This is a genomic window from Gordonia sp. DT101 (genome assembly GCF_049844895.1).
Taxonomy (GTDB): Bacteria; Actinomycetota; Actinomycetes; order Mycobacteriales; family Mycobacteriaceae; genus Gordonia.
In genome coordinates this window covers 90,784-103,061 of the sequence record NZ_JBNCLX010000007.1, presented here as the reverse complement: position 1 = coordinate 103,061, position 12,278 = coordinate 90,784, and the positions used below count along the sequence as shown (strand labels likewise).

The following is a 12,278-nucleotide window of genomic DNA, read 5'->3' as shown; positions in this document are numbered from 1 at the left end:
CCAGGTCAGTCCAGGAGCGACAGCTCGGAGAGCCTCACCACGCGGGTACGCGGCTGCGGATGCGTGGCCGCGCGGATCCACCGAAAGGTCATGGCACCGCAGTCGTGGCCGGTGGTGTCGATCCAGTTCGGCAGTCCCGGGTCCCGGTGGGAGACCACGATCCGCACCGAACCGTCGGGCCGGTACTTCGCGGTGTGTTTGTTGACGTGGACCGGGTGATACCGATAGTCGAGGGACTCGAGCCAGTGGTTGTCCAGCTGGAAGTTCCAGCCGTCGCATTCCGGGATCTCGCTCTCGATCACCAGCGCCTCGTCTGGGCCCAGCCGCCAATAGCTGTGGTAGTAGATGATATTCGGATCGCCGCCGGCCTTGGTCGAGCGCTCCGGATCGAACATCGGCAGCTCGTTGGTATGCTTCTGAAAGTCCCTGGCCCAGTTGGCAAAGAGCATCGACGCGCCGGCCACCAGGAGACTCGCCTTTGCGAGACCGGCGTCGAGCGATGCGGGCGACAACGGTTCGGGTGTGGCGGCTCCGGAGAGCAACTCGATGTGCAGATCGGCGGGCACCTCGGTGGTGCGATCGGCGAAGGTCTGACGGACGATCAGCAAACCGGTGTCGGGCGTCATCGGTAACCAGTTGCCCTCGTGCCCGGTGGCGCTCAGGATCAGTTCGAATCGTCCGTCCGGGCCGATCTCGAGATCTGCCGCCTCCAGGTAGCCGGTGGTCGGCATCTGGCCGCCCTCACCGTAATTCCCCTCCTGCGTGCCGAAGCCGAGGTAGTCGACCGTGCCCCTGGTCCCGGTGATCCGATAGTCGAGCGTGCCGTCGACGGTGGCGTTCAGGTAGTAGTTGTCGGGGTTGTCCGACCCCATCTTCGCGGTCTCGTGGATCATGCGTCGCAACACCGGCGCGCGCGGATCGGCGTACTCGACGAAGGCCTCGAGCCCGGCGCGGGTGAGCCGGCTCAGGTAGCGATAGCCCTCCGCCTGCGTGAGGGGGTCGGCGGGGGCTCCCGGGAAGACGATGGCCGCGCCGGCCGACTTCAGGGTGTCACAGAATTCATTCCACGACGTGCCGTCGACGACCCGCTGCTCGGCTACACTCTCCAGGGTCCGGCCGCGCATGCGAAGGTAGGCCACCCGGGCCTTCTTGAACTGTCCCAATGCCGCCGTCGCAATCGTTCTGCCGCTCATCGCCCACCTCTCGTCATCCCGGTGATTCCATGATCGGGGAACGACACTGGGGATGTGCGGGATTCGGCGACGCACGTGGCCTGGCGGCCCGAACGACTACCCGGGGAACGCACGCTTTCCGACGAGCGCGACCCCGAGCCCCATCAGGACCAACGTCGCGCCGAACCACGAGAGTGACGATATCCCCCACGTAGACGTGAGCAGCCGTCCACCGACCACCGCGCCCAGGGCGATACCGACATTCGAGGTGGCGTTGATCCAGGCGCCGGCGATCTCCGGGGCGTCGGGCATGGCCCGCACCGCGGCCGACTGGTACATCGAGGGAACGCCTCCGAACACACCGTTCCAGAACGCCACCGCGATCACCACCACGACGAACCACTCCTGCGCGAGCCAGACGCCGAAGATCGCGACGGCGAGCAACGCGAGGACGGTCAACACCGTCGTGCGCGGATGGCGATCGATCGTCCGTCCCATCCCGGCGAGGCCGACGAGGCCGCATACGCCGCACAACAGCAGGATCGGACCCATCGACGACTCGTGGGCGCCGGCCGCCAGGAACACCACCGTGATGTAGGTATAGAGCGTGTACTGACCGACAAAGGTCAACATGTTGGACGAGACCACGATCCCGAGATCTGTTCGCGTTCCGCGCCTCTGGATCCGCCTGCCGGCCGGGGCGCCACTCACTGAAGGCAAGAGACGCGCGACCAGTACCAGCGTGATCGCTGCGACCACGGCGAGCGCGGCGAAGGCATTGCGCCAACCGACCACCGAACCCAGCGCTGTCGAGACCGGGACACCGAGCACGAACCCGGCGGTGGCACCGCCTGACACCAAGGCGAGCCCCCGCCCCACCTGCCCGCTCTCGACCAGCCGCGGCACATAACCGATGCACACGGAGAAGAACAGGGCGTGCGAGAGTCCGCCGACCACACGTCCAGCCGCGACGACTGCGAACGTCGGCGCGACGGCGATCAGAACATTGCTCACCAGGTACGCGCAGACCGTGACCAGGATCAGCGGTTTACGGGGCAGTCGGCGTGTGGCGATGGTCAGCGGCACGGAGAAGACCGCGACCATCGTCGCGTAGACCATCACCAGCAACCCGGTGGTCGACTCGCCGACGTCGAAAGCGTCTCCGATCGCCGGCAGCAGGCCGACCGGCAGCATCTCGGTGGTCACGGCGAGGCATCCGGCCAGGGCCAGCGCCAACAACGCCGGGAGGTTCTGGCGAACCCCCCGCTGCGTCGGGACCGAAGGTGCAGAGATGACCACGCGACGAATATACTCGTGCTCAGAGTTTATCTGAAATGGAAAGATGAACAGGTGACTTCACAGCCGACCGGTTCGACGCCTTCGCGGTGGTTCACCGCCGCCCGGCTGATCGACCTGGTCCGCACCCGTCCCGGCATCACCCGGGCCGCTGCCGCCCAGGAACTGGGGATCGGCAGCGGGGCCGCCACCGAACTGTTGGCGCGGATGCGACGGATGGAACTCCTCGACGAGGCACCGGCCCCTGCCCACGGGCGCGGGCGGCCGACCACCATCCTTCGACCTCATCCGAACGGTCCGCTGGTTGTCGCCGCCGAACTGACCACCACCGGCTGGCGGGTGGCGAGCGCCGACGTCACAGGCATCCCACAGGTGGAGGCGCAGGCTTCACGGCTCCGCCGCGACCCGCAGCGCGTGCTGGCCGAGATGGCGGATGCGATCCGGACGATCCACCAACGCGAGACACGGCGCGTCCGGGCGGTCTCGGTGTCGGTCGCCGGAACAATGCGCGACGACCGGCTCGTGCAGTTCACGCCCCGCGGATGGACCGACATGGATCTGTCCCGCCTCACCGACCCACTGCCGGACGAGGTCGATCTGCCGGTGCTGGTGGGCAACGACGCAACCCTCGCCGGGCTGGCCGAGGCGCGGACCGGTTCGGCGCGCGGGGTCGGGACCGCCCTCCACCTGATCATCACGGTCGGCATCGGCGGCGCCTTGATCGTGGACGGCGTACCGGCGACCGGCGCGCACGGCGGCGCCGGAGAATACGGCCACATCCCGTTCGGGGACCGGTCACAGCTGTGCCCGTGCGGGGCCCACGGCTGCTGGGACCTCACCGTGGACGGTCGGGCGCTCGCTGCCCATCGTGGCGATCCGACACCGAAGAACGCGCTCGCCTATGCCCATCGACTTCTCGACCGATACCGACGCGACGCCGACACCGATTCGCGGACGCAAGACGCCGTGCGCACCGTGGCCGCGTCCCTGGGAAGAGGTATCGCCGGTCTCGTCAATCTCCACGATCCCGACGTGGTCACCTTGGGAGGCCTCGCACTGCCACTGCGCGCAGCAGCGACCGATCAGTTCGACTCTGCCTATCGAGCCGGCCTGATGTCGTACCGAAAAGACTCTCCCCCAATGATATTGGATGGCGCCTACGGGGACGACGGGCCACTGCACGGTGCCGCGCTGTACGGCGTCGACCACATCACGACGGTCGAGGCGCTCGCCGAGTGGCACGGTCGTTGACGTGGTCCGGCCTTCAGATCATCGGGCGAACGGGCCCTACTCCGCGGCCTCCCCGGAGTAGAGTTGCCCCCACGCACGCTGACGCGGACCGATCTCGGACCAGCACAGGGAGGCGACATCAATGCCAACCATCGTGATCATCGGAGGCGGCATGGCCGGAGCCAAGGCAGCCGAGACACTGCGGGAAAAGGACTTCGACGGCAAAGTGGTGCTGTTCGGCGCCGAAGAGCGGCTCCCGTATGAGCGACCGCCATTGTCCAAGGAGTTCCTGGCGGGCAAGAAAACCCTCCACGACTTCACCGTGCACGATGGAGATTGGTATCGGGACAACAGGATCGACCTCCGCCCCGGAACCGACATCGACAAGATCGACGTCGCGGACAAGTCGGTGGGTCTTCCCGACGGCAGCACCCTTTCCTACGACAAACTCTTGCTGGCCACCGGTTCTCGATCACGTCGTCTCGACCTCCCCGGCGCCGACGCCGACGGTGTCCACTATTTGCGGACCATCGACGACGCCCAGCGGTTGAGCGATGCGATCACCCACAAGACCCGGGTCGCCATCGTCGGTGGCGGCTGGATCGGACTCGAGGTCGCGGCGAGCGCCCGCGAACGCGGCGCCGAGGTGACCGTCGCCGAGTTCGCCCCGCAGCCCCTGCTGGGTGCCCTCGGGCCAGAGGTCGCCGAGGTGTTCGCCGAACTACATCGTGAACACGGGGTGGACCTGCGAACCGGTGTCGAGGTCGCGGAGATCATCACCGAGGACGGCGCCGCCAGGGGCCTCCGATTCGCGGTCGGCGACACCGTCGATGCCGACGTGGTACTGATCGCGGCCGGTGCCGTCCCCAATCTCGAACTCGCGGAGGCAGCCGGGCTGGCGACCGCCGACGGCGGCGTGCTCGTCGGCGCCGGCCTCCAGACCAGTGATCCCGACGTGTTCGCGGTCGGCGACATCGCGAACGCCGAGCACCCGCTCCTGCACACGCGGGTGCGTACCGAACACTGGGCCAACGCGCTGAACCAGCCGGCGGTGGCGGTCGCCAACATGCTCGGCGGCAGCGAAGAGTACTCGAATCTCCCGTACTTCTTCACCGACCAGTTCGATCTGGGCATGGAGTACACCGGACTGTCGACCGGCTATGAACAAGTGGTGTTCCGCGGCGACGTCCCGGGACGGGAGTTCGTCGTGTGCTGGCTCGACGGCGACGCCCACGTGCTCGCCGGGATGCAGGTCAACGTCTGGGATCAGCTCGAAGGGATCAAGGAACTCATCACGGCCCGGACCTCAGTGGACACCGAGAAGCTCGCAAACCCGAATGTGGCGCTCGCCGAACTCATCTCGTGACACTCGGAGGCAGCATCCGAGTCCATGCCTTTCGGGTCGAATCGGGCGGGACTCAGCTCACCGCCCCGGCCACCGCGGTCCCGTCCGTCGCCGTGTCCGCACCGGCGGCCCTCGGATTCTCGTTTGCGCCGTGCAGGAATGCTCACCACCGCGAGCCGGTCGCCGGCAGGTGCTTTCGATAGCTGACGAGCACCGCCAGGGTCGAGATGACCAGCAGCACGACGAGTGCCGTCAACAGTTCGATGGTGGTGAACGGCGGCGTCAGTGCGGCGAGGATCGTCGGGACGACGAACCCCAGGTAGGCAACGGCATAGAACACCCCGGTGAGCTTGGCCAGGTCCGCGGCCGGCGCGATCCGCTGGACCTCGAGAAGACCTGAGACGAGGCCGATTCCGAAGCCGGCTCCGAAGACCACGCTGGCCACCGCACCGACGATCAGCTGATCCGTCGCCACCGCCGCCATCATCACCAGCATGCCGACGGTCAGCGTCGCGAGTGAGACCACGATCCCCCGGGCACTGGAGGACGAGTCGATCCGCTTGGCGACCGGCTGGATGAGCGCACCGGAGACCAGCGCGATCACGCTGAGCACCGTCGCGTAGGCGAGTCCCAGTCCACCGGCTGCATCCCCGAGCAGGACCGGAAGGTATCCATAGGCGAGCCCGCATGCCACGAAAAGCCATGGGCCGCAAACGACCACCACACGAAGGAATCGTCGGTGCCGAGCCGACGGCACCGCCATACGGGTCCGCAGAGGCGGGCGGACCGCGTCGGGAACGCTCGTCTCGGGCGCGCGCCGGACGAGCCAGAGGAACGGCAGCGTCACCACCACGTGGATCGCGTAGGGCAACACCTCGGGCCACGGCCCCCACTGCGCGATGCTGCCCGCCACGAGGGCACCCAACGCCGACCCCAGAGTGAAGGCGAGCGACGCGCGGCGCGCACCGGACCCGGCGTCGGCGGTCATGTCGTACGGCGCTCCGGACATCTCCTTGAGCCAGGTGGTCCCGACGGCCATCGCGGTGCCGACCGTCATACCCGAGACCAGACGGCCGAGATAGATTGGGACGGAACCGAGTTCACCGAGGGCGAGGAGCACACTCCCGGCCAGACCGAAACAGACCGCCCAGAACATCGGAATCCGCCGGCCGACATGGTCGGACACCGCACCCGCGATGATCAGCGCCGGTGCGAGCCCGGCCACATAGACACCCAGGAAGCTCGTGACCGTCCCGGCCGAATAGTGCTCGGCCTCCTTGTACAGCAGCAACATCGGACTGAACTGGTTGCCCGCCCACGAACAGACGAACACCGCCCCGAACACAAGAACCCATGGCGGGACCGTGCGGCCGGGCGCGACGTCGACGGCGGCTGAACGTGGCTGCGTTCCCAGGCTCATATCGCACCCTGATAGCGATCGAGATGGGTGTCGAGTGAGTCGGCGAATCGAGCCGCGTCACTGCGCAGGAAGCAATCCGCGAGCTCCCGATGGTCGTCGTAGGACGACATCAGATTCGCGGGGTCGACGCGGAGCAACAGATTGCGCAGGCGCTGCTGGCGACTTCGCAGCTCCTCGTAGAAGTGTTGCGCCACCGGGTTGCCGGAGGCCTCCACCATCAGCGCGTGGAAGTCGTCGTCGGCCGCGACGAATCCGGACACGTCCCCGGCGTCGACGTGGTGGCGCTGCCGTTCCAGGTTCTCCGTGAACAGGCCGGCAAAACGTTCGGCAGGACCACCGGTCGCGAACACCTGGGCTGCCGACGCCGATTCGATGCCCTTGCGCATGGCCAGGACGTCTTCGGCCTCGCGGTGCGTCATCGGCCGGACGATCGCACCCTTGCGCGAGACGAGTTCGATCAGCTGCTCGGCACTGAGCAGGAGGAACGCCTCATGGACGGGGGTCCGGCTGATCCCGAGCTCGGCGCCGATGGCTCCCTCGCTCACCAGCGCACCCCCGGGCAGGTCTCCGCTGATGATCCGAGCCTTGGTGTGGGCATACGCACGCTCGGCGGCGACGGGCCCGGTGGTCGTGGTCATGCGGGCACCTTACCCCTTGCATACAAGCTTGCATGCAAGGGGTGTTCTCAGAGCAGTCCGCCGATCGCCCCACTCAGTTTCTCGGGCTTGGTGGTCGGCGCGAACCGATCGACGACGGTGCCGTCACGGCCGATGAGGAACTTGGTGAAGTTCCAGTTGATCCGCCCACCGAGCAACCCACGCTTCTCCGAACGCAGCCACGCATAGAGCGGATGCGCTTCGGATCCGTTGACGTCGATCTTCGCGAACATCGGGAACGTGACGTCGTAGGTCAGCGAGCAGAAGTTCTTGATCTCGTCCGCATCGCCCGGTTCCTGGTGCGCGAACTGGTCACACGGAAATCCGAGCACTCGCAACCCCTGGTCGGAGTACTTGCGGTGCAGGGCCTCGAGTCCTTGGTACTGCGGTGTGAATCCACACTTCGAGGCGGTGTTGACGACGAGGAGCGGCAGCCCGGCGTATCCGGACAACGGAACCGGGTTGCCGTCGATGTCGTCAGCGGTGAAGTCATAGGCGGTGGTCATGATCTCTCTCCCCGTGGTCGCGCATCGGAAGACGCGGATGCGTCTAGGTGTAGGCGGACCGGCCCAGTATCGCATCGCAGGCCGCGACCCCCTCGGTGATGCCGCGCTGGAAAGCCCTTCCTCGCTCGGCGCCGGTGCCGTTGTCGGCCGGTCGGGCAGCGAATACATGAATGCCACGGCCTCGGTGAGATCGGCAGGCGACAGGTGGACCTCGCCGATCGGCCAACTCCATCCGGCCCCCGACCAGCAGTCGCAGGCGAACTCCAGACGCCGCACATCATCGGCCGGACCGAAGACGGTGGTGGACACCGGCTTCAACCCGACGCTTTCCTGAACACCATGACTCGATTCGTGGACGAAGGTGGTCGCGGCCCGGCTTCGCGATGATATGAGAGCAGCATCCGTCTCGGGATTGACGAACGTGGTCTTGTGACAGTTGTGGAGCCCGAGATTGATCAGTCTCTCGAGTTCGGCATAGACGACGCAGACATCACCGGTGTCGATATTCCACGAGATCCCTGCGCCCGGGTTCTGAACCATCACCGTCACAGCTTCGTCAGCGCCACTGCGCACGACACGTTCTTCGCGGCGGTCTGCTCACTGTGGCACGCAGCGAGATCGGGCTCGACGACGACCGTCCGGAACAGTGCCGCATGGGCGCTCGACTGATAGCCGAGGACAGTCGTGGTGGCGCACAACAGCACTGCCACGACAAGGGCCGAACCGCGTCATCGCTGCCTCGTTCCCGCCGGCGACCCACGCCATGATCGAGCCTGCCGGACGTCTCAACGGTAGTGAGAGCCACGACCGTCGCACTAGAGTCTGAACATGCGATTCGGCATCTGCATCTTGCCCGACCGACCTTGGCGGCACACACGTCCACTATGGCAACGTGCCGAGGAGATGGGTTTCGACCATGCATGGACCTATGACCACCTCGTGTGGGGCGGCCTGCCCGATTCACAATGGTTCTCCTGCATCCCGACGTTGACCGCCGCTGCCGGAGTCACGTCCCGCATCAGCCTCGGCGCCTTTGTGATCTCCCCGAACTTTCGGCATCCCGCGTCCCTGGCGCGTGAGGTGCAGACCGTCGCCGACATCTCCGACGGTCGACTGCTGGTCGGGCTCGGTGCGGGCGGATCACCGGACGACACGATCCTCGGACAACCCGATGTCACGACTCGCCGGCGCGTCGACCGGCTGCAAGAATTCGCCCTCCTGCTCGACCGCATGCTGACCGACGACCATGTGAGCGCGCAGGGCGAGTACTTCGCGGTCCGGGACATGCGACTCGTGGGCGGCTCCGTCCGAGATCGCGTCCCACTTGTCTTGGCCGGTAACGGCCCCCGCTCGGTCCGGTTCGCGGCAGGGCACGCAGACGGATGGGTGACAACCGGCGCAGGCGCGGATGACCTCGACGACTGGTTCGGCGGTGTGGCACGTAATTGCCGGATATTCGAGGAGACCGTGGCCGCTCGGTCCGATGGCAAGGCCGTCGACCGGTATCTCAGCGTGGACTCATCTCCCCGGAACTCATTGGAGAGCGTCGGATTGTTCGACGAAATCATCGGCCGGGCAGACGAACTCGGATTCACCGATGTGATCGTGCACTGGCCGAGAGACACCGACCCGTACCGGGCACGCCTGGAGGTGCTGGAGGCGATCGCCGAGCGGGGCCTCTCCTGACCTGACGCGTGCGCGGCCGGACAACCGGAATCCGTACGGACTCCGACCCGGTTGTGACCTGCCACACAGATCGAGTATCGTCGGCGATAAGTCAAGTGACTCACAATTCCGACGTGCTCAGGGGAGGGCAGCATGGAAGCGGAACTCACGACCAATGAACTCGTCTCGATCCTGGTAAGGCAGGCCGTCGCCGATGTGCTGGGGCTACCACCGACCGCACTCGACGCCGCCACCCCGCTGTCCGAGTACGGCCTCGACTCGATCTCGACCGTCGACCTGACCGTCCAGCTGGAGGAGGTCTTCGACATCCTCATTCCGCATCGGGACACCCGGACGCTCACCACCGTCGACGGCATCATCGACTACATCGAGAAGCTCGGCTGCTGATCCGACCGGACCCGCACAGGGGACACTGACCGTTCTCGAGATCATCGGAAAGCCGGGAACGCCGGCGTCACCGAAATCGCCGAAGAACTGGGCATACGCAAGTCGACGGCGTCGTGGGACAGAGCTGCTCGATTGCATGGAGTCGGACGCCGAGCTGAACCCGCGCACGTGACTGCGGATGGGGCAGCGTCCGTGAGGGATTGGAGCTTTGACGTCGTCTGCTGCGGCCGGGATGAGGCGGCGACCCGGATCCGGCGGCTGAGCATCTGACCCGCGGTGCTGTGGCGGCCCGCCGGCCACCGTCGCAGTAGGCTCGGTCCCGTGAGTGTTCGCGCAGGAATACTGGTGACGGGAACCGAGGTCCTGACGGGCCGCGTGACGGATCTGAACGGACCGTGGGTGTCGACCCGGTTGCTGGCGCTGGGCGTCGACGTCGCACACATCACGGTCTGCGGCGATCGCCCCGACGACCTGGCCGCCCAATTGCGTTTCCTCGCGGACCAAGAGGTCGATCTCATCGTCACCACCGGCGGACTCGGACCGACCGCCGATGATCTCACCGTCGCGACGGTCGCCGACTTCTGCGGACTCGAACTGGCCCTCGACATCGAACTCGAGGCCCACATCGCCGACATCATCCGCCGCTGGCAGCGTCGCCCCGCCGGCGAGGCGACGTCCGGACCCACCCGCGCCGGAATTCGCAAGCAAGCCCTGGTACCCGAAGGCGCACAATCGATCCCGCCGACCGGCACCGCCCCCGGGGTCGCGATCGCCGGCAGCGGCGCCCGGCCGGCGATCCTGGTACTTCCCGGTCCGCCGCGGGAGTTACAGGCGATGTGGCCCGATGCGCTGCAGACGGCACCGGTGACCGCGGCGCTGTCCGCACGAACCGAGTCGCGACAGGAGACGATCCGCGCCTACGGACTGTCCGAAGCCGAGCTCGCCGAGTCCCTGCGGGCCGCCAACGACCAGATCTCCGGATTCGACGGACTCGAGATCACCACCTGCCTGCGTCAGGGCGAGGTCGAGATGGTCACCCGTTTTGCGGCCGATCATGCGCCCGCCTACGCCGAGATGGCAGAGCTGATCAGGAACGCCCACTCACGACAGATCTTCTCGACCGACGGCACGACGATCGACGATCAGGTGGCGACCGCACTCGCCGGCCGCCGGATCGCGACCGCGGAATCCTGCACGGGCGGCATGATCGCGGCACGGCTCACCGATCGGTCCGGGTCGTCGGCGTATGTGGTCGGCGGAGTGGTGTCGTATGCGAACGAGGCAAAGACCGGTCTCCTCGACGTCCCGGCCGCACTGATCGCCGAGCACGGTGCCGTCAGCGAACCGGTCGCCTCGGCGATGGCCGAGGGCGCACTGCGCCGCCTCGACGTCGACACGGCGGTGTCGACGACCGGCGTTGCCGGCCCGGGCGGCGGAACCGAACTCAAGCCGGTCGGCATGGTCTGCTTCGGCGTCGCGATCTCCGGACAACCCACCATGACCGTCACCCGGCGGTTCCCGGGCGATCGTGCGTCGGTCCGTGCGCTCGCCACCACTGCGGCAATGCACCTGATCGCGGACGGTGTGGCCGGGAGTAAGAAGGGCGAGCAGCCCGCGCCCGACGACACCCGCGGAACATGAGGCATCATCATGTTCGTGGTGGCATCGCGGAGTGACCAGACGGCACGGACCCAGGAGCGGTTGCTGGTGACGGCCGAGCGACTGTTCGCGCTGCATGGGATCGCGTCCGTGTCGAGTCGACAGATCAGCAAGGCCGCCGGGCAGGGAAACAACTACGCGGTCGGGCATCACTTCGGTGACAAGACAGGTCTGATCCGAGCCATCCTCGAGACGCACAACGCCCGGATCGACGTGATCCGGGGCGAACGACTCGGCGATCTCGGGGAGGCCGCCGACGTTCGTGACTGGATCGAATGCCTGATCCGCCCCGAGATCGAACACCTCGTCAGTTTGGGCGCCACGTCGTATTACGCACGGTTCTGCGCCCACATGGCGGCCGATCCGCAGACCGGGTCTCTGCTGTACGAGTCCGTCGCCGTGTCGCACCCGCTCACGGAGGTGATGACAGGGTTCTACCGGGTCCTTCCGACGATTCCCAAGCGCGTCATGGATGCGCGGGTGAGCATGTCCCAGAACATGATCATCCACTCGTTGGCCGACATCGAGCGATCGATCGAGGAGTCGCCCACGGAAGCAGCGAGCGTCGCCGACAGGTGGTCTGACCACTGCGATCTCCTGATCGATGGAGCCGTCGGCCTCTGGCTCGCGCCGACGAAGAATCCCTGACGACTCACTCACCGGGCTCGTTCGGGTTGTGAACCGAGTCACAGTATCGGCTCAAAGCCTTTTATATCTCAGTCACATGACTGATCATGTTTCGGGTTGGTCGTCGCTGACTGCCGGTCGCGGAGGGGGGAACATCACCGTGCCGAGCGAGATCAACAGACGATCGGCCGAGACGAATCCGCATGGGGGGCACAAGCGGTCCTGATGCCGAACGCGGCTCGTGGATGGCCGGGATCGCCACGGGGAACGTCGAACAGCCTTTGGCACACCTCA

General features: G+C 66.6%; 12 protein-coding genes. 6 read left to right on the top strand and 6 right to left on the bottom strand.

From position 1 onward, the window contains the following. Positions 1 to 5: 5 nt before the first annotated feature. Positions 6 to 1,193 (bottom strand): DUF1214 domain-containing protein, encoded by a 1,188-nt coding sequence (locus ACLQ3I_RS21570; RefSeq protein WP_425804636.1) that lies wholly within the window; start codon positions 1,191 to 1,193, stop codon positions 6 to 8. 96 nt (positions 1,194 to 1,289) lie between these two features. Next, entirely contained in the window at positions 1,290 to 2,471 is a 1,182-nt protein-coding gene (locus ACLQ3I_RS21565; RefSeq protein ID WP_425792870.1) for an MFS transporter, read from the bottom strand. A 51-nt stretch (positions 2,472 to 2,522) separates the two neighbouring features. Here ACLQ3I_RS21565 and ACLQ3I_RS21560 point away from each other — a divergent pair, with 51 nt between their 5' ends. Both ACLQ3I_RS21560 and ACLQ3I_RS21555 read left to right on the top strand, forming a co-directional pair. Next, positions 2,523 to 3,719 (top strand): ROK family transcriptional regulator, encoded by a 1,197-nt coding sequence (locus tag ACLQ3I_RS21560; protein ID WP_425804634.1) that lies wholly within the window; start codon positions 2,523 to 2,525, stop codon positions 3,717 to 3,719. Between the two features lie 121 nt (positions 3,720 to 3,840). Next, positions 3,841 to 5,064: an NAD(P)/FAD-dependent oxidoreductase gene (locus tag ACLQ3I_RS21555; RefSeq protein ID WP_425804631.1), complete on the top strand. Its 1,224-nt coding sequence runs from the start codon at positions 3,841 to 3,843 to the stop codon at positions 5,062 to 5,064. A 142-nt stretch (positions 5,065 to 5,206) separates the two neighbouring features. Here the strand turns inward: ACLQ3I_RS21555 and ACLQ3I_RS21550 are convergent, their stop codons facing one another. From ACLQ3I_RS21550 to ACLQ3I_RS21535, 4 genes are all read right to left on the bottom strand, one after another. After that, entirely contained in the window at positions 5,207 to 6,463 is a 1,257-nt protein-coding gene (locus tag ACLQ3I_RS21550; protein ID WP_425804628.1) for an MFS transporter, read from the bottom strand. Next, complete coding sequence (locus tag ACLQ3I_RS21545; RefSeq protein ID WP_425792874.1) at positions 6,460 to 7,101, bottom strand: GntR family transcriptional regulator; 642 nt, start codon at positions 7,099 to 7,101, stop codon at positions 6,460 to 6,462. Before ACLQ3I_RS21545 ends, ACLQ3I_RS21550 begins: the two co-directional genes overlap by 4 nt. Positions 7,102 to 7,148: 47 nt before the next feature. Then, positions 7,149 to 7,625: a glutathione peroxidase gene (locus tag ACLQ3I_RS21540; protein ID WP_425792875.1), complete on the bottom strand. Its 477-nt coding sequence runs from the start codon at positions 7,623 to 7,625 to the stop codon at positions 7,149 to 7,151. 545 nt (positions 7,626 to 8,170) lie between these two features. Further along, positions 8,171 to 8,335: a hypothetical protein gene (locus ACLQ3I_RS21535; RefSeq protein WP_425804625.1), complete on the bottom strand. Its 165-nt coding sequence runs from the start codon at positions 8,333 to 8,335 to the stop codon at positions 8,171 to 8,173. A gap of 118 nt (positions 8,336 to 8,453) precedes the next feature. Between ACLQ3I_RS21535 and ACLQ3I_RS21530 the strand changes: the two genes are divergently transcribed. The 4 genes from ACLQ3I_RS21530 (at position 8,454) to ACLQ3I_RS21515 (ending at position 12,005) form a co-directional block, all read left to right on the top strand. Beyond that, a complete protein-coding gene (locus tag ACLQ3I_RS21530; protein ID WP_425804622.1) occupies positions 8,454 to 9,311 on the top strand; it encodes an LLM class flavin-dependent oxidoreductase in 858 nt (285 codons plus the stop codon). 132 nt (positions 9,312 to 9,443) lie between these two features. Further along, positions 9,444 to 9,698, top strand: a complete 255-nt coding sequence (locus ACLQ3I_RS21525; protein WP_425792878.1) for an acyl carrier protein — start codon at positions 9,444 to 9,446, stop codon at positions 9,696 to 9,698. A 321-nt stretch (positions 9,699 to 10,019) separates the two neighbouring features. Further along, positions 10,020 to 11,339: a competence/damage-inducible protein A gene (locus ACLQ3I_RS21520; protein WP_425804619.1), complete on the top strand. Its 1,320-nt coding sequence runs from the start codon at positions 10,020 to 10,022 to the stop codon at positions 11,337 to 11,339. A gap of 9 nt (positions 11,340 to 11,348) precedes the next feature. Further along, complete coding sequence (locus tag ACLQ3I_RS21515) at positions 11,349 to 12,005, top strand: TetR/AcrR family transcriptional regulator (RefSeq protein ID WP_425792880.1); 657 nt, start codon at positions 11,349 to 11,351, stop codon at positions 12,003 to 12,005. The last annotated feature ends 273 nt before the right edge of the window (positions 12,006 to 12,278 follow it).